This is a genomic window from Sulfurisoma sediminicola, assembly GCF_003865015.1.
In the GTDB taxonomy this organism is placed as follows: domain Bacteria; phylum Pseudomonadota; class Gammaproteobacteria; order Burkholderiales; family Rhodocyclaceae; genus Sulfurisoma; species Sulfurisoma sediminicola.
The window spans coordinates 17,325-32,885 of sequence record NZ_BHVV01000006.1; the positions used below are offsets into that span (position 1 = coordinate 17,325).

Genomic DNA, 15,561 nt, shown 5'->3' on the forward strand with positions numbered 1-15,561 from the left:
GGCGCGGCGCGCCGTGCCGCTCAGTCGAGCACGTGCGAGACGAGGCCGTCGGCGAGCTTGGGTTCGAACCAGGTCGACTTCGGCGGCATCACCTCGTTGGCGTCGGCCACCGCCATCAACTGGTCGAGGCTGGTCGGGTAGAGGGCGAAGGCGACGGCCATCTCGCCCGAGTCGACGCGGCGCTCGAGTTCCTCCAGGCCGCGGATGCCGCCGACGAAATCGATGCGCTTGTCGCGGCGCAGATCGGTGATGCCGAGGATGGGGCCGAGCAGGTGGTCGGAGAGCAGGCTGACGTCGAGGCGCGCCACCGGATCGGCCGGGATCAGTTCCGGCCTGATGGTGAGCTTGTGCCAGCGGCCGTCGAGATACATGCCGAATTCGCCGGGACGCGACGGCTGCACGCGCGCAGCCGCTTCCTCGACGGTGAAGGCCGCGGCGAGGCGTGCCGCCAGCGCCGACTTCTTGAGGCCGTGGAGATCGGTGACCACGCGGTTGTAGTCGAGGATGCGCATCTCGCGGTGAGGGAAGATCACGGCGAGGAAGTAATCGCTGCTGCCGTCGCCGGCCGTGCCGCCGCTGCGGCGTGCCGCGGCGACGCGCGAGGCCGCGGCCGAGCGGTGGTGGCCGTCGGCGATATAGAGCGCCGGCATCGCATCGAAGGCGGCGGTGATCTGCGCAATCAGCCCGGGATCGCGCATGACCCATATCTGGTGGCGGATGCCGTCGTCGGCGGTGACGTCCGCTTCCGGCGAGCCGAGGTGCGTCTGGTCGAGCAGGGCGTCGACGACCGGGTCCGACGCGTAGGCCAGCAGCACCGGCCCGGTCTGGGCGTTGAGCGCCTCGATCTGGCGGACGCGGTCGTCCTCCTTGTCGGGCCGGGTGAACTCGTGCTTTTTGATGCGGTTGCAGTCGTAGGCGGCGACCGAAGCGGCGGCGACCAGGCCGGTCTGCACATGCCCACCCATGGTCAGGCGGTAGGCGTAGTAGCAGTCCGCAGCGTCGCGCCGCAGCACGCCGGCGTCGAGCATGGCCCGGAGGTTGGCCGCGGCCTTGGCATAGACGGCGGGCGCGTAGGGGTCGGTTCCCGGCGGCAGGTCGATCTCGGGCTTGGAGATGTGGAGGAAGGACCACGGCTTGCCGCTGGCGCGCACGCGGGCCTCGTCGGTCGACAGCACGTCGTAGGGCGGCGCGGCGACGTCGGCGGCACGGCCGGGGGCCGGGCGCAGACCGCGGAAGGGCTTGATCAGCGACATCGGACGATTACTCCTTCGAACGCCCGGCGAGCGGGCCGCGCAGCGCAGCGCGCGCGTCGCGGATCATCGTCTCGGTGGTCGGCCAGTCGACGCAGGCGTCGGTGACCGAGCAGCCGTACTTCAGCTGCGACAGATCGGCCGGAATCGGCTGGTTGCCGGACTCGATGAAGCTCTCGACCATGAGGCCGACGATGGAACGGTTGCCGAGGCGGATCTGGTTGACGCAGTCGGTCATCACCAGCGGCTGCAGCTCCGGGTTCTTGTAGCTATTGCCGTGCGAGCAGTCGATCACCATGTTCTGCGCCAGCTTGGCCTTGGCCAGCGCCTTTTCGGCGATGGCCACCGACACCGTGTCGTAGTTGGGACGGCCGCCGCCGCCGCGCAGCACCAGGTGGCCATACTTGTTGCCGCGCGTGCGCACCACGCTCGATCGGCCCTGCATGTTGATGCCGAGGAAGCTGTGCGGGCTGGAGGCCGAGAGGATGGCATTGACCGCGGCGTCGAGCGAGCCGTCGGTGCCGTTCTTGAATCCGACCGGCGTCGACAGGCCCGAGGACATCTCGCGATGCGTCTGCGATTCCGAGGTGCGGGCGCCGATGGCGGTCCAGGCGATGAGGTCGCCGACGTACTGCGGTGCGATCGGATCGAGCGCCTCGGTGCCGCAGGGCAGGCCGAGTTCGTTGAGGGCGATGAGGAACTCGCGCGCCTTCGAGAGCCCGTCCTCGATGTGGAAGGAGTCGTCCATGTACGGATCGTTGATGAAGCCCTTCCAGCCGGTGGCGGTGCGCGGCTTCTCGAAATAGACGCGCATCACCAGCAGCAGGGTATCGGCCACCTCGTCGGAGAGCGCCTTGAGACGGCGCGCATAGTCGAGGCCGGCGACCGGGTCGTGGATCGAGCAGGGGCCGATGACGACGAACAGGCGCGGGTCCGTACGGTCGAGGATGCGCTCGATCGCGCGGCGCCCGGCGACCACCGTCTGCGCCGCCTTGTCGGTCAGCGGCAGGCGGGCATGGATCTCCTCCGGCGTCGGCATCGGCGCGAAGGCTTCGATATTGAGGTTTTCGGTCTGTTGCATGGAGGGCTTACCAGATCCGCTTGACGCGGTAGTTTGAAAAAGCGGCATCCGCCGAAACGATGGCGAGCTTGCGGGCCTTCGCCTGGGCGACCAGGAGGCGGTCGAAAGGGTCGCGGTGATGCATGGGAAGCGATTCGACGACGGCGATGTCCTGCAGTTCGATGGGCAACCACGAGAAGCCGTTGGCTTCGAGGTGGCTGGCGACGTAGCGGTCGACCGGCAATGCCAGCTTCAGCTTGCCGATGCCGCGTTTGATCGCGAGTTCCCACGCGCTCGCGGCGCTGAGGTGGACGCGATTGTCGCGGTCTTCGATGGCTGCGCGCGCCTTGGCGGAGAGCAGGGTGTCGTCCTCTACCCAGCGCAGGAAGGCATGGGTGTCGAGCAGGATGTCCATCACATGTAGGCCTGAAAATCCTCGAGAGGTGCGTCGAAGTCGTCCGCGATGTAGAGGATCTGGCCCTTGCCGCTGCCCGGCTGGCGCTTGCCAGCCGGCGGCGCAACCGGCACGATGCGCACCAAGGGCTTGTTGTCGCGGGCGATCACCACTTCCTCGCCCATCAGCGCCTTGCGCACGAGCTCGGAAAAATGGGCCTTGGCATCGGCGATGTTGAACTGGTTCATGTTGGTCATCTTACATGACCAACATGGCGGGGGTCAAGGCGGACTTGCGGCTGAGTGCGGGGCGCGAGGTTGGCTGACTGGAATCCGCACCAGAAAGCAGCGCTTGGACATCAGCGTCTTGGACGTTGATGTCGGCAAATGTGAAATTGTCGGCCTGGCTTGGGATCGGCAGGGAAATCATCCGGCCATCTGGCAGGATCGGACTGGCGATACCTCCAGCCGCGGAGTCAAACCCTTTGCGAGATAGGATCAGCTTCATCTGAAGAACGCCCCTTCGTTATTGGATCCACCAACGGTACTCAGAGCCGCAGAGCACCATGAACCACACAGATCCGAACGCGCAGGCCATGCGTTAATCGCCCCACCATCCTCTCGCCCTGTTCCTGCCTCATGGCAATGCGCCCGCTATCCCTTGTTTGGAAACGGCGTATAGCCCCACTCCACCGGCGGGAAGTCGCCCCGGGCAGCGGGTGCCGGCGCTTTTCTTGTGGGTTCTGTCGAGCATGCCCATTGCACGGTCATATTCTCCACGGCATCCCGGTAGCCAATCGAATATCCGGCGGCCAAGCAGAGAAGACCGAAGATGGTTCCATAGAAGATTACTCGCATGGCTCGTCCGTCAGGTTGGTCAACGTCGAAAACATCGACGCCGCGTGCTCTGAAGTGTCCTGGTCATCGGCACGAATGGCTGCGTCTCAACGCAGCAATGCCAGATCCGAAGTGAAGGGGGATGACCGGCACGGGAAGCTCCGATTGTCGAAAAATGCAATTGTACGGACAGGACAGGCGCAGGACGTGAGCCCGTCATAGGGACATGTCGGGTAATCGCTACGGATTCTCTAGACACTCCAGGCGTCAGCAATGGCCGACAACCGGCCGTCCCAACGAAGCCTCCATCGGCCGATATCTGGATTTTCGGAGGGCGAACATCGCCGTCACGCCATCGCCGACTTTTCCGCTCAGGGCTTGAGGCGCTTGAAGAGTTCCTTCACCGCCTGAACCCGTTCCTTCAGCGTGGCGGTCGGCTTCTGCCACGCCAGCTTGTCCGGCCCGGCGAGCTTGAAGCTGCGGTCGGACTGGATCAGCAGGATGACATCGGCGGGGTCGATGGGCGGGTTGGGTGTCAACTGGAGTTGAATGGCCTTGTCGCCGGCATCGAGCTTGACCACGCCGAGCGGCTTGCCGGCGAGGCGCAGGCGGTGCGTCTCGACCAGCGCGAGCGCCTGCTGCGGCAGGTCGCCGAAGCGGTCGATCAGCTCTTCCTGCAGCGCGCGCAGCTCGTCCTCGTCGTCGCAGTTGGCCAGGCGCTTGTAGAGCGTCAGCCGCTCATGCACGTCGGGGCAGTAGGCGTCGGGCAGCAGGGCGGGGAAATGCAGGTTGATCTCGGAGGTGACGCCGAGCGGCTGGGTGAGGTCGGGGACCTGCTTGCCCTCCTTGAGCGCCTTGACCGCCGCGTTGAGCATGTTGGTATAGAGGGCGAAGCCGACCTCGTGGATCTCGCCGCTCTGCGATTCGCCGAGCACCTCGCCGGCGCCGCGGATCTCGAGGTCGTGCATGGCGAGGAAGAAGCCGGAGCCGAGTTCCTCCATCGCCTGGATCGCCTCGAGCCGGCGCTTGGCCTGGGCGCTGGGCTTGGCATCCTGGTCGGTGAGCAGGTAGGCATAGGCCTGGTGGTGCGAGCGGCCGACGCGGCCGCGCAGCTGGTGCAGCTGAGCCAGGCCGAACTTGTCGGCGCGGTTGATGACGATGGTGTTGGCGTGCGGGTTGTCGATGCCGGTCTCGATGATGGTGGAGCACAGCAGTAGGTTGTGCTTCTGCTGGGTGAATTCGCGCGTCACGCGCTCGAGTTCGCGCTCGGGCAGCTGGCCGTGGCCGATGACGATGCGTGCCTCGGGCAGCAGCTCCTGCAGCTTTTCCTTCATGTTCTCGATGGTGTCGACCTCGTTGTGCAGGAAATACACCTGGCCGCCGCGCTTGAATTCGCGCAGGCAGGCCTCGCGCACCTGGCCCTTGGACCAGGGCGAGACGAAGGTCTTGATCGCGAGGCGCCTCGAAGGCGCCGTGGCGATGACCGAGAAGTCGCGCAGTCCCTCCAGGGACAGTCCCAGCGTGCGGGGGATCGGGGTCGCGGTCAGCGTCAGCACGTCCACCTCGGCGCGCAGCGCCTTGAGCGCTTCCTTCTGGCGCACGCCGAAGCGGTGCTCCTCGTCGATGATGACGAGGCCGAGACGGGAGAAGGAGACGTCCTTCTGCAGCAGGCGATGGGTGCCGATGAGGATGTCGATCTTGCCCTCGCCGAGCAGCTTGATCGCCTCGGCCTGCTCCTTGGCGCTGCGGAAACGCGAGAGTTCGGCGACCTTCACGGGCCAGTCGGCGAAACGGTCGGAGAAGTTCTGGTAGTGCTGCTCGGCCAGCAGCGTGGTCGGGCAGAGCACGGCGACCTGCTTGCCGTCGGCGACCGCGACGAAGGTCGCGCGCATCGCCACTTCCGTCTTGCCGAAGCCGACGTCGCCGCAGACGAGGCGGTCCATCGGCTTGCCCGAGACCATGTCGGAGATCACCGCGCCGATGGCGGCGAGCTGGTCCGGCGTTTCCTCGAAGCCGAAGCCTTCCGCGAATGCTTCGAGGTCGTGGGTCTGGAACCGGAACTCGTGGCCCTGGCGTGCGGCGCGTTGTGCATAGAGGTGCAGCAGCTCGGCGGCGGTGTCGCGCACCTGTTCGGCGGCCTTCCGCTTGGCCTTTTCCCACTGCCCGGAGCCGAGGCGGTGCAGTTCGACGGCCTCGGGATCGACGCCGCTGTAGCGCGAGATCACGTGGAGCTGTGCCACCGGCACGTAGAGCTTGGCGCCCTCGGCGTATTCGAGGTGGAGGAACTCCTCGGCGCCGCTGCCCATGTCCATGTGCACCAGGCCGTGGTAGCGGCCGATGCCGTGCGATTCGTGCACCACCGGGTCGCCGATCCTGAGCTCGGAGAGGTCGCGCAGCCAGCCTTCGAGGTTGGTGCGGCGCCCGGCGCTGCGCTTGCCGCGGGGGCGTGCCGTGGCGGCGTAAAGCTCGTTTTCGGTGAGGACGACGAGGTCGGCGAGGGCGAAGCCGCCGGAGAGCGGCGCGACGCCGAGCGAGAACTTGTCAGCCCCGGCGAGGAAGGAAGCGAAGTCGGCGCAGGGGGCGGCCGGCAGGCCGTGCTCGGCGAGGTACTCGGCGATGGTTTCGCGCCGGCCCGGCGATTCGGCGAGCAGCAGGGTGCGGCCGGGGAAGGTGTCGAGATGCGTGCGCAGTGCGGCGAGCGGGTCGTCGGCACGGCGGTCGACGGCGATGACGGGCGGGACGCGAGCGCCCGTGGCGCCGTCAGCCGTGTCGCCAGCGCCGACTTTCAGCGCGTACTGCGGGAACTTCTGCGCGGCGACGAAGAACTGCTCGTCGGAGAGGAACAGCTCGGCCGGCGGCAGCACCGGGTGGGCGAGGTCGCCCTTGAGCATGTTGTGGCGGCTCGTGGTGTCCTTCCAGAATTCGCCGATCGCGGCCGATACGTCGTGGTGCAGCAGCAGGGTCGTGTCCGCCGGGAGGTAGTCGAACAGCGTGGCGCAACCGGGTGACTCGTCGAAGAACAGCGGCAGGTAGTACTCGATGCCGGCCGGCGGCGTGCCCTGCGACACCGACTTGTACAGCGGATTGCGCGAGGCGTCGCCCTCGAAGCGCTCGCGGTAGCGGCGGCGGAAGGTGTTGCGGCCGGCCTCGTCGAGCGGGAACTCGCGCGCCGGCAGCAGGCGGATTTCCGGCACCGGGTAGAGCGTGCGCTGGGAATCGACGTCGAAGACGCGGATGGTCTCGACCTCGTCGTCGAACAGCTCGATGCGGAATGGCAGGGCGGTGCCGGTGGGGAAGAGGTCGATGAGTCCGCCGCGCACGCTGTATTCGCCGGGGGCGACGACCTGCGTCACGTGCTGGTAGCCGGCGACGGTCAGTTGTTCCTTCAGCTTGTCGAGCGCCAGGCGGGTGCCGCGCCCGACGAGGAAACTGCGCGCGGCGAGGTACTCGCGCGGCGGCAGCGGCATCAGCGCGGTGGCGGCGGCGGCGATCAGCAGGTCGCACTCGCCGCGCGTGACCGCATTGAGCGTGGCCAGGCGCTCGGACACCAGGTCCTGGTGCGGCGAGAAGCTGTCGTAGGGCAGGGTTTCCCAGTCGGGCAGCAGGTGGATGCGCAGCGACGGCGCGAACCAGGCCGCCTCCTCCTGCAGGCGCTGGGCGTCGAGCGGGCTCGCCGCGACGACGCAGAGCAGCCTGTCCGGTCGCGCCAGTTGTGCAATGGCCAGCGCGTCGGCCGAGCCGGTCAGCGGCGGGAGGGTCTGGCGTTGCCCGGCCCGGCCGGCGTCGGGCAGGCCCGGCAGCAGCGGGGGAAATTCGGAAGCCAAGGGAGCCGTGCGATGTGGAGGGGCGCGGCCATTATATCGACTGCGCCGTGGTACCCTGAATCGAGTAATTCGAGGAGCAATCGATGTTGATCAAGGCCGACGAATCCGCGCTGCTGGTGGTGGATATGCAGGGCAGGCTGCTGACCTTGGTGCAGGACTGGCAGCGCATTCTCGACAACGTGATGTGGCTGACGCGCGTGGCGCGGAAGATCGGCGTGCCGGTGATGGCGACCGAGCAGTATCCCAAGGGCCTCGGGCGCACCCAGCCCGACCTGGCGGCGCTGATCCCCCCCGCGGCCTCGCCGAAAAGAAACACTTCTCCTGCGTCGCGGCCAACTGCCTGCCGGGGCTGCCCGGGGCCGAGCGGCGCCAGGTGGTGGTCTGCGGCATCGAATCCCATGTTTGCGTGATGCAGACCGCGCTCGACCTGCGCGCCTCGGGCAAGGAGGTGTTCGTCGTGGCCGATGCGGTCTCCTCGCGCAGCCCCGACGACAGGCACTACGCGCTGGAGCGCATGCGCCACCAGGGCATCGAGATCGTCACGCGCGAGATGGCCGCCTTCGAGTGGCTGCAGGTGGCCGGGACCGACCTGTTCCGCGAGGTCAGCAGGAACTTCCTGCGCTGAGCGTGCCCGATGTCCGAAGACCTGCTGAACGAGGACGAGGTCGAGTTCGTCGCGATCCGGGCGCAGGGCGCCGGCGGCCAGAACGTCAACAAGGTCTCGAATGCCGTGCATCTGCGCTTCGACATCGGCGCGTCGTCGCTGCCCGAGCCGATCAAGGCGCGGCTGTTGCAGCTGCGCGACCAGCGCATCAGTGCCGACGGGGTGGTGGTCATCAAGGCGCAGGCGCACCGCAGCCTTGCGCGAAACCGCTTCGACGCGCTGGCCCGGCTGCGCGAGCTGATCGCGCTGGCGGCCTTCACGCCGCGGCCGCGGCGGCCGACGAAGCCGACCAAGAGCTCGCAGCGTAAACGCGTCGACACCAAGGTCCAGCGCGGCCAGGTCAAGGCGCTGCGCGGGCGCGTGGAAAAATCCGAATGACGTCTGCCATGAAGCGGGCAGCCGTGGCCGATGCGGCACTGCCGCCTTACCCCGGCATCGCGCTGGCCGACATTCTTCTGGTCGATTCTCCAGCCGCGGCGGCGGAGGCGGCTGCAGCGCTGCTGGCCGCGGATGTCGTGGGCTTCGACACCGAATCCAAGCCGACTTTCGCCAAGGGAGAGGTTTCCACCGGGCCGCATCTGGTGCAGCTGGCCACCGATGCCAGGGCCTTTCTGTTCCCCGTCGAGCGCCTGCCGAGCCTCGATGCGCTGAAGGCCGTCCTCGAGTCGTCGCGCATACGCAAGGTCGGCTTCGGCCTCGACAGCGACGTCGCGCGGCTGAAAGCCAAGCTGGGCATCGAGACCAGGAACGTGCTCGACCTGGCCGTCGCGCTGCGCGGCGCCGGCGAAAGGAACACGGTCGGCGCCAGGGCGGCGGTCGCACGCTATTTCGGCCAGCGGCTGCAGAAGTCGAAGCGGGCATCCACCTCGAACTGGGCCCAGCCGCGGCTCTCCGAAAGCCAGATGCGCTACGCCGCCGACGATGCCCAGGTCGCCCTGCGAGTGTATCGGGCGACGCGCCTGCAGACGGCGCCGGAGCACCCGGCGGCGCCCCATCGTCCCGTCCGTTCCCTGGCGGCCATCGTGAAGCACCTCCTGGAAAAATGGCTCCGCCTGAAGCCGCCGCGGCAGGACTGAGGGGACCGAGTCGCTTTTCGTGGCCGAAACGGCAATCGGCTCCCGCGGCCGTCACCGGCTTTTCGCTATAATGCCGATTTCCTGCAGCGGCAGCCCTCATGGCCAAGTACGTCTTTGTTACCGGTGGTGTCGTGTCCAGTCTGGGCAAGGGCATCGCCGCCGCCTCCCTCGGTGCCATCCTCGAATCGCGCGGCATCAAGGTCACCCACCTCAAGCTCGACCCCTACATCAACGTTGACCCGGGCACGATGTCGCCGTTTCAGCACGGCGAAGTGTTCGTCACCGAGGACGGCGCCGAGACCGACCTCGATCTGGGCCATTACGAGCGATTCACCAGCGCCAAGATGGGCAAGCGCAACAACTTCACCACCGGCCAGATCTACGAGTCGGTGATCAAGAAGGAGCGGCGCGGCGAGTACCTCGGCAAGACGGTGCAGGTGATCCCGCACATCACCGACGAGATCAAGATCTACATCAAGCGCGGTGCCGAGGGCGCCGACGTGGCGATCGTCGAGGTCGGCGGCACGGTCGGCGACATCGAATCGCTGCCCTTCCTCGAGGCGATCCGCCAGATGGGCATCGAGGAGGGCAGGAACAACGCCTGCTACATCCACCTCACGCTGCTGCCCTACATCCCGACCGCCGGCGAGCTCAAGACCAAGCCGACCCAGCACTCGGTCAAGGAACTGCGCGAGATCGGCATCCAGCCCGACATCCTGCTCTGCCGCGCCGACCGCGAGGTCCCCGCCGACGAGCGGCGCAAGATCGCGCTGTTCACCAACGTCCAGCCCGAGGCCGTGATCGGCGCGCTCGACGCCGACAGCATCTACAAGATCCCGGGCATGCTGCACGACCAGATGCTCGACGAGATCGTCTGCCACAAGCTCGGCATCCTGGCCAAGGCCGCGAATCTCTCGGTGTGGAAAAACCTGGTCGATTCTTTGGAGCATCCGCAGCACGAGGTCAATGTCGCCTTCGTCGGCAAGTACGTCGATCTCACCGAATCCTACAAGTCGCTGACCGAGGCGCTGGTGCATGCCGGCATCCACACGCGCAGCAAGGTGAAGATCCATTACATCGATTCCGAGGCGATCGAGACCGGCGGCACGGCCGGCCTCGAAAGCATGGATGCGATCCTCGTTCCGGGCGGCTTCGGCAAGCGCGGCACCGAAGGCAAGATCGCCGCCATCCGCTATGCCCGCGAGAACAAGGTGCCCTATCTCGGCATCTGCCTCGGCATGCAGCTGGCGACCATCGAGTTCGCGCGCCATGTCGCCGGCTTCGAGGGCGCCAACAGCACCGAATTCGATGCCGACACGCCGCACCCCGTGGTCGCGCTGATCACCGAGTGGAAGGACCGCGAGGGCCGCGTCGAGAAGCGCGACGCCAAGTCCGACCTCGGCGGCACCATGCGCCTGGGCGCGCAGCGCTGCCCGATCAAGGCCGGCACCCTGGCTTCGAAGATCTACGGCGCCGAGGTGAACGAGCGGCACCGCCATCGTTACGAGGTCAACAACACCTACGCGCCCAAGCTCGAGGCGGCCGGCATGGTGATCTCGGCGCGCACCCCGACCGAGGACCTGCCGGAGATGATGGAGCTGCCGGCGGAGATGCACCCGTGGTTCGTCGGCGTGCAGTTCCACCCGGAATTCACCTCCAACCCGCGCACCGGCCATCCGCTGTTCATCGCCTACGTCAAGGCGGCGCTGGTGCGCAAGGGCGTCGCCAAGTGAAACTCTGCAACTTCGATGTCGGCCTCGAGCGACCGCTGTTCCTGATCGCCGGCCCCTGCGTGATCGAGTCGCGCCAGATGGCCCTCGACACGGCGGGCGAGCTGAGGGACATCTGCACGGCGCTCGGCATCAACTTCATCTACAAGTCCTCCTACGACAAGGCCAACCGCAGTTCCGGCGCTTCGCCGCGCGGTCCCGGCATGGAGGAGGGGCTCGACATCCTGGCCGAGGTCAGGCGCAAGATCGGCGTGCCGGTGCTGACCGACGTGCACAGCGAGAACGACGTCGCCGCCGTGGCGGCCGTGGTCGACGTGCTGCAGACCCCGGCCTTCCTCTGCCGCCAGACCGATTTCATCGAGGCCGTGGCGCGCTGCGGCAAGCCGGTCAACATCAAGAAGGGCCAGTTCCTCGCTCCCGGCGACATGAAGCAGGTCGTGGCGAAGGCCAAGGCCGCGAACGGCGGCGCCGACACCATCATGGTCTGCGAGCGTGGCGCCTCCTTCGGCTACAACAACCTCGTCTCCGACATGCGCAGCCTCGCGATCATGCGCGAGACCGGCTGCCCGGTCGTGTTCGACGCCACCCACTCGGTGCAGCTGCCGGGCGGGCAGGGCACCTCGAGCGGCGGCCAGCGCGAGTTCGTGCCGGTGCTGGCGCGGGCGGCGGTGGCGGTCGGCGTGGCCGGGCTGTTCATGGAGACCCACCCCGATCCCGCGAAGGCGCTGTCGGACGGCCCCAACGCCTGGCCGCTGCCCAAGATGTGGCCGCTGCTGGAAAGCCTCGTGGAACTCGACGGCGTGGTCAAGCGCCGCGGCTTCGCGGAGTGGGCATGATTGCGCACCTGGTCCTGTTCAAGCTCAAGCCCGGCGTGGCGCGCGACGATGCGCGCGTCGCGGCGGCCGCGGCGGCGATGAGCGATCTGCCGCGAAAGATTCCTGCAATCAAGGCGTGGCACCATGGCTTCAACCTGACCGCGGATGAGGCGGCCTGGGACTACGGACTGCATTCGGCCTTCGCCGGCGAGGCCGAACTGCACGGCTATTTCGAACATCCGGCGCACCTGCCGGTACTGGAGCGGTGGAACGAGATCGCCACGCTCGCCTTTACGGATTTCAAGCTATGAGCAAGCCTGCCTACCTCGTCGTGGATGCGCAATCGACCGACCCGGAGCGCATGGTCGAATACCGCCGCCTGTCGACTATCGCCGTGGAGAAATTCGGCGCGCGCTTTCTCGTGCGCGGCGGTGCCTACGATGTGCTCGAAGGCGAGTGGCGGCCGCAGCGCCTGGTCGTGATCGAGTTTCCGAGCATGGAGAAGGCCAAGGCCTTCTACGATTCACCCGAATATCTCCTGGCGCGTTTGGCGCGCGAGGGAGTGTCGTCCTTCGACATGGTGTTGGTCGAGGGCTACTGATTTACTGATGAGGAAAATGAGATGAGTGCCATTGTTGATGTTGTCGCCCGCGAGATCCTGGATTCCCGCGGCAATCCCACCGTCGAAGCCGACGTCCTGCTCGAGTCCGGCGTCATGGGCCGCGCCGCCGTGCCTTCCGGTGCCTCCACCGGTTCGCGCGAGGCGATCGAACTGCGCGATGGTGACAAGGCGCGCTACCTCGGCAAGGGCGTGCTGACCGCCGTCGAGAACGTGAATACCGAAATTTCCGAGGCCGTGATCGGCCTTGACGCCGAGGAGCAGGCCTTCATCGACAAGGCCATGATCGAGCTCGACGGCACCGACAACAAGTCGCGCCTCGGCGCCAACGCCATCCTTTCCGTGTCCATGGCCGTGGCCAAGGCGGCGGCGGAGGAAGCCGGCCTGCCGCTCTACCGCTACTTCGGCGGCAGCGGCCCGATGCAGATGCCGGTGCCGATGATGAACGTCGTCAACGGCGGCGCCCATGCCAACAACAACCTCGACATCCAGGAGTTCATGATCCTGCCGATCGGCGCCACTTCCTTCCGCGAGGCGCTGCGCTGCGGCGCCGAGGTTTTCCACAACCTCAAAAAGCTGATCGACAAGCGCGGTTACCCGACCACCGTCGGCGACGAGGGCGGCTTCGCCCCCAACGTCTCGGGCAACGACGAGGCCATCGAACTGATCCTCAAGGCCATCGAGGCCGCCGGCTACACGCCGGGCCAGGACGTGGGGCTCGGCTTCGACTGCGCCGCATCCGAGTTCTACAAGGACGGCAAGTACATGCTGTCCTCGGAGAAGATGGAGCTGACCTCCGCCGGCTTCACCGACTACCTGGAGACGCTGGTCGACAAGTATCCGATCATCAGCATCGAGGACGGCATGGCCGAGGGCGACTGGGACGGTTGGAAGCTGCTCAACGACAGGCTCGGCAAGAAGATCCAGATCGTCGGCGACGACCTTTTCGTCACCAATCCCAAGATCCTCAAGGAAGGCATCAGCCGCGGCGTCGCCAACTCCATTCTGATCAAGGTGAACCAGATCGGCACGCTGACCGAGACTTTCGCCGCGGTCGAGATGGCCAAGCGCGCCGGCTGGACCAACGTGATCTCCCACCGTTCGGGCGAGACCGAGGACTCGACCATAGCCGACATCGCCGTCGGCCTCAATGCCGGCCAGATCAAGACCGGCTCGATCAGCCGCTCCGATCGCATCGCCAAGTACAACCAGCTGCTGCGCATCGAGGAAGATCTCGGCGATACCGTGACCTATCCCGGGCGCGACACCTTCTACAACCTCAGGAAGTAAGCATCTCCAGCATGCGCTGGCCGACGTGGATACTGCTGGCAATCATCGTATTGCTGCAGTATCCGCTCTGGCTCGGCAAGGGCGGCTGGTTCAAGGCGCGCGAACTGGAGGCTCAGCTGCAGGTGCAGCGCGAGGCCAACCAGAAGCTGGAAACGCGCAACGCCGCGCTCGACGCCGAGGTGCGCGACCTCAAGACCGGCTACGACGCGATCGAGGAACGCGCGCGCTTCGAGCTGGGACTGATCAAGGACGGCGAAGTCTTCGTCCAGGTGCCGCAAAAAAACCCCTGAAGCGCCGCTAATCGATCAGCTCGATCTGGCCGTTGAGGTTGACCGTGATGGTCGATTCGCCGGTCTCGGCCGGCAGCGGCGCCGCGTCGGCGGCGGCCATCATCGCGCCGCGGAACAGCGGTTGCGGCGGGGCGTAGCCGCTGCCGATGTTCATGCTGCGGATCCTGTAGGGCTTCTTCAGCGCCGCGGCATAGCGTGCGGCCTTGGCCTGGAAGGCGGCGATGGCTTCGAGTGCGGCGTCGTCCTCGGCGGCGCGGCGGGTTTCCGGCGCCGGCGCGAAGCCGACCTGGCTCACCGCGAGCTGCGACGACTGCAGCTTGCCGAGCAGTGCCGACAGCGCGGCGGCGTCGCGGCTCTCGAGCGCGATCTCCGAGCGCGTGCGCCAGCTTTCGATGGTGCGTCCCCCCTTGCCGTAGACGGGATAGGTGTGGCTGTTGCCGGTCTTCACCGTCACGCCCGGCTGCGCCTTGGCCGTCGCGAGGCCGCCGGCGATGGCGGCATTGACGCGGTGGGCGACGTCGGCGGCATCGGCGCCGGTGAGTTCGACATGGGCGGTGGCGCGACCGAGATCATTGACGACGCTCCTTTGCACGTCGACGCGGAAGTCGATCAGCGTGCCGGCGGGCGTGGGCGGCGCGGTCTGGGCGGCGGCGGGCAGCGTGGCGAGCAGCGCCGCGGCGGCGATGGCGGATAGCAGCTTCATGGGGCGATCTCCTCGAGTTCCTTGCGGTAGCGGCGCGCGTTGTCGACGTAATGGGCGGCGCCGTGGAGCAGGCGCGCGACCTCCTCGTCGGAGAGTTCGCGCACCACCTTGCCCGGCGAGCCCATCACCAGCGAGCGCTCGGGGATCACCTTGCCCTCGGGGATGAGGCTGTTGGCGCCGATGAGGCAGTGGCGGCCGATCACCGCACGATTCAGCACGATGGAGCCGATCCCGATCAGCGAACCGTCGCCCACGGTGCAGCCGTGGAGCATCACCATGTGGCCGACGGTGATGTCGCGGCCGAGCGTCAGCGGCACGCCCTCGTCGGTGTGCAGCACCGAGCCGTCCTGGATGTTGCTGTTTTCGCCGATGACGATGGGGTCGTTGTCGCCGCGCAGCACGGCGTTCCACCAGATGCTGGCGCCCGCGGCGAGGCTGACATCGCCGATCACCGTGGCATTCGGGGCGATCCAGGCGCCCGGGTCGATCCGCGGGCTCCTGTCGGCGATGCGGAAGACGCTCATGGTTCAGGCCCGGGCGCGCGTGGCGTCGGCCCAGCAGTTCGGTGTCTCGTAGAGGCGCACGCGCTCGAGCCGCAGGTGGTTGCCGAAGGTGTCCTGATAGGCCGGATCGAGCAGCCCGAAAGCGATGCGCGCGAGGTTCTCGGCCGTCGGCACGGCATCGAGCAGCACGGTCTTGTGCCCCGGCAGCGTGGCGAGGAAGGCGACGAGCGCGGTGTCGCCGCGGTAGGCGAGGAAGGCGTGGTCCCAGGCATCGACGACGCAGCGCCGGGCGATTTCCTTCACTTCGGAGAAGTCCATCACCATGCCGGTGTCGGGGCGGCCCGCGGCCTCGATCACCTCGCCCGCGAGCGTGATCTCGATGGCGTAGCGGTGACCGTGCAGGTGACGGCACTGGCTGCGGTGGTCGGGGATGCGGTGGCCCGCGTCGAATTCGAGCCGGCGTGTGATCAGCATGGGGCCTTGGGGGATAATCCTGTGATGAGGAAA

At 67.1% G+C, this 15,561-nt stretch carries 19 protein-coding genes; 10 read left to right on the forward strand and 9 right to left on the reverse strand.

Annotated features, from left to right (window positions below):
* Positions 1-20: 20 nt before the first annotated feature.
* The 6 genes from EJE94_RS08860 to mfd form a co-directional block, all read right to left on the reverse strand.
* A complete protein-coding gene (locus EJE94_RS08860) occupies positions 21-1,253 on the reverse strand; it encodes a DUF1015 domain-containing protein (RefSeq protein WP_121240708.1) in 1,233 nt (410 codons plus the stop codon).
* Positions 1,254-1,260: 7 nt separating this feature from the next.
* Positions 1,261-2,331 carry a 3-deoxy-7-phosphoheptulonate synthase gene (locus tag EJE94_RS08865; protein ID WP_121240710.1) on the reverse strand — a complete coding sequence of 357 codons (1,071 nt, stop codon included), beginning with the start codon at positions 2,329-2,331 and terminating at the stop codon, positions 1,261-1,263.
* A 7-nt stretch (positions 2,332-2,338) separates the two neighbouring features.
* The gene (locus tag EJE94_RS08870) at positions 2,339-2,725 is read right to left on the reverse strand and encodes a type II toxin-antitoxin system VapC family toxin (RefSeq protein ID WP_121240712.1); all 387 of its coding nucleotides are present in this window, start codon (positions 2,723-2,725) and stop codon (positions 2,339-2,341) included.
* Positions 2,725-2,952, reverse strand: coding sequence for a type II toxin-antitoxin system Phd/YefM family antitoxin (locus EJE94_RS08875; protein ID WP_121242186.1), 228 nt, complete (start codon positions 2,950-2,952; stop codon positions 2,725-2,727). Before EJE94_RS08875 ends, EJE94_RS08870 begins: the two co-directional genes overlap by 1 nt.
* A gap of 10 nt (positions 2,953-2,962) precedes the next feature.
* The gene (locus EJE94_RS08880; protein WP_121240714.1) at positions 2,963-3,211 is read right to left on the reverse strand and encodes an Nmad3 family putative nucleotide modification protein; all 249 of its coding nucleotides are present in this window, start codon (positions 3,209-3,211) and stop codon (positions 2,963-2,965) included.
* Between the two features lie 700 nt (positions 3,212-3,911).
* Positions 3,912-7,364: a transcription-repair coupling factor gene (gene mfd, locus EJE94_RS08885; protein WP_121240716.1), complete on the reverse strand. Its 3,453-nt coding sequence runs from the start codon at positions 7,362-7,364 to the stop codon at positions 3,912-3,914.
* 83 nt (positions 7,365-7,447) lie between these two features.
* Here mfd and EJE94_RS14955 point away from each other — a divergent pair, with 83 nt between their 5' ends.
* From EJE94_RS14955 to ftsB, 10 genes are all read left to right on the forward strand, one after another.
* Complete coding sequence (locus EJE94_RS14955; protein ID WP_275540522.1) at positions 7,448-7,774, forward strand: isochorismatase family protein; 327 nt, start codon at positions 7,448-7,450, stop codon at positions 7,772-7,774.
* On the forward strand, positions 7,714-7,989 hold the full coding sequence (locus tag EJE94_RS14960; protein WP_275540529.1) for an isochorismatase family protein: 276 nt from the start codon (positions 7,714-7,716) through the stop codon (positions 7,987-7,989). Before EJE94_RS14955 ends, EJE94_RS14960 begins: the two co-directional genes overlap by 61 nt.
* A gap of 9 nt (positions 7,990-7,998) precedes the next feature.
* On the forward strand, positions 7,999-8,406 hold the full coding sequence (gene arfB, locus EJE94_RS08895) for an alternative ribosome rescue aminoacyl-tRNA hydrolase ArfB (protein ID WP_121240720.1): 408 nt from the start codon (positions 7,999-8,001) through the stop codon (positions 8,404-8,406).
* Positions 8,403-9,104: a 3'-5' exonuclease gene (locus tag EJE94_RS08900; protein ID WP_207855860.1), complete on the forward strand. Its 702-nt coding sequence runs from the start codon at positions 8,403-8,405 to the stop codon at positions 9,102-9,104. The genes arfB and EJE94_RS08900 overlap by 4 nt, the downstream gene beginning before the upstream one ends.
* Before the next feature lie 98 nt (positions 9,105-9,202).
* Entirely contained in the window at positions 9,203-10,837 is a 1,635-nt protein-coding gene (gene pyrG, locus EJE94_RS08905) for a CTP synthase (RefSeq protein ID WP_121240724.1), read from the forward strand.
* Positions 10,834-11,670 carry a 3-deoxy-8-phosphooctulonate synthase gene (kdsA, locus tag EJE94_RS08910; RefSeq protein WP_121240726.1) on the forward strand — a complete coding sequence of 279 codons (837 nt, stop codon included), beginning with the start codon at positions 10,834-10,836 and terminating at the stop codon, positions 11,668-11,670. The genes pyrG and kdsA overlap by 4 nt, the downstream gene beginning before the upstream one ends.
* A complete protein-coding gene (locus tag EJE94_RS08915) occupies positions 11,667-11,960 on the forward strand; it encodes a Dabb family protein (RefSeq protein ID WP_124962426.1) in 294 nt (97 codons plus the stop codon). The genes kdsA and EJE94_RS08915 overlap by 4 nt, the downstream gene beginning before the upstream one ends.
* The gene (locus tag EJE94_RS08920; protein WP_121240730.1) at positions 11,957-12,250 is read left to right on the forward strand and encodes a DUF1330 domain-containing protein; all 294 of its coding nucleotides are present in this window, start codon (positions 11,957-11,959) and stop codon (positions 12,248-12,250) included. Before EJE94_RS08915 ends, EJE94_RS08920 begins: the two co-directional genes overlap by 4 nt.
* A gap of 21 nt (positions 12,251-12,271) precedes the next feature.
* Positions 12,272-13,558, forward strand: a complete 1,287-nt coding sequence (eno, locus tag EJE94_RS08925; protein WP_121240733.1) for a phosphopyruvate hydratase — start codon at positions 12,272-12,274, stop codon at positions 13,556-13,558.
* Positions 13,559-13,569: 11 nt separating this feature from the next.
* Positions 13,570-13,848 carry a cell division protein FtsB gene (ftsB, locus tag EJE94_RS08930; protein ID WP_121240735.1) on the forward strand — a complete coding sequence of 93 codons (279 nt, stop codon included), beginning with the start codon at positions 13,570-13,572 and terminating at the stop codon, positions 13,846-13,848.
* 7 nt (positions 13,849-13,855) lie between these two features.
* Here the strand turns inward: ftsB and EJE94_RS08935 are convergent, their stop codons facing one another.
* From EJE94_RS08935 to queD, 3 genes are read right to left on the reverse strand one after another with little or no spacing between them, the layout of a single operon-like run.
* Positions 13,856-14,551: an SIMPL domain-containing protein gene (locus tag EJE94_RS08935; RefSeq protein WP_121240737.1), complete on the reverse strand. Its 696-nt coding sequence runs from the start codon at positions 14,549-14,551 to the stop codon at positions 13,856-13,858.
* The gene (locus EJE94_RS08940; RefSeq protein WP_121240739.1) at positions 14,548-15,075 is read right to left on the reverse strand and encodes a gamma carbonic anhydrase family protein; all 528 of its coding nucleotides are present in this window, start codon (positions 15,073-15,075) and stop codon (positions 14,548-14,550) included. The genes EJE94_RS08935 and EJE94_RS08940 overlap by 4 nt, the downstream gene beginning before the upstream one ends.
* Positions 15,076-15,078: 3 nt before the next feature.
* Positions 15,079-15,528 carry a 6-carboxytetrahydropterin synthase QueD gene (gene queD, locus EJE94_RS08945; RefSeq protein WP_121240741.1) on the reverse strand — a complete coding sequence of 150 codons (450 nt, stop codon included), beginning with the start codon at positions 15,526-15,528 and terminating at the stop codon, positions 15,079-15,081.
* Positions 15,529-15,561 lie beyond the last annotated feature (33 nt).

What these genes read in the sequence shown, in the direction of transcription:
- EJE94_RS08870 (WP_121240712.1), bottom strand. Translation starts at nt 2,725, where the DNA reads ATGGACATCCTGCTCGACACCCATGCCTTCCTGCGCTGGGTAGAGGAC.
- EJE94_RS08900 (WP_207855860.1), top strand. Translation starts at nt 8,403, where the DNA reads ATGACGTCTGCCATGAAGCGGGCAGCCGTGGCCGATGCGGCACTGCCG.
- eno (WP_121240733.1), top strand. Translation starts at nt 12,272, where the DNA reads ATGAGTGCCATTGTTGATGTTGTCGCCCGCGAGATCCTGGATTCCCGC.
- EJE94_RS08940 (WP_121240739.1), bottom strand. Translation starts at nt 15,075, where the DNA reads ATGAGCGTCTTCCGCATCGCCGACAGGAGCCCGCGGATCGACCCGGGC.
- queD (WP_121240741.1), bottom strand. Translation starts at nt 15,528, where the DNA reads ATGCTGATCACACGCCGGCTCGAATTCGACGCGGGCCACCGCATCCCC.
- EJE94_RS08935 (WP_121240737.1), bottom strand. Translation starts at nt 14,551, where the DNA reads ATGAAGCTGCTATCCGCCATCGCCGCCGCGGCGCTGCTCGCCACGCTG.
- pyrG (WP_121240724.1), top strand. Translation starts at nt 9,203, where the DNA reads ATGGCCAAGTACGTCTTTGTTACCGGTGGTGTCGTGTCCAGTCTGGGC.
- EJE94_RS08860 (WP_121240708.1), bottom strand. Translation starts at nt 1,253, where the DNA reads ATGTCGCTGATCAAGCCCTTCCGCGGTCTGCGCCCGGCCCCCGGCCGT.
- EJE94_RS08915 (WP_124962426.1), top strand. Translation starts at nt 11,667, where the DNA reads ATGATTGCGCACCTGGTCCTGTTCAAGCTCAAGCCCGGCGTGGCGCGC.
- ftsB (WP_121240735.1), top strand. Translation starts at nt 13,570, where the DNA reads ATGCGCTGGCCGACGTGGATACTGCTGGCAATCATCGTATTGCTGCAG.
- arfB (WP_121240720.1), top strand. Translation starts at nt 7,999, where the DNA reads ATGTCCGAAGACCTGCTGAACGAGGACGAGGTCGAGTTCGTCGCGATC.
- EJE94_RS14955 (WP_275540522.1), top strand. Translation starts at nt 7,448, where the DNA reads ATGTTGATCAAGGCCGACGAATCCGCGCTGCTGGTGGTGGATATGCAG.
- EJE94_RS08880 (WP_121240714.1), bottom strand. Translation starts at nt 3,211, where the DNA reads ATGAAGCTGATCCTATCTCGCAAAGGGTTTGACTCCGCGGCTGGAGGT.
- EJE94_RS08920 (WP_121240730.1), top strand. Translation starts at nt 11,957, where the DNA reads ATGAGCAAGCCTGCCTACCTCGTCGTGGATGCGCAATCGACCGACCCG.
- EJE94_RS08875 (WP_121242186.1), bottom strand. Translation starts at nt 2,952, where the DNA reads ATGAACCAGTTCAACATCGCCGATGCCAAGGCCCATTTTTCCGAGCTC.
- EJE94_RS08865 (WP_121240710.1), bottom strand. Translation starts at nt 2,331, where the DNA reads ATGCAACAGACCGAAAACCTCAATATCGAAGCCTTCGCGCCGATGCCG.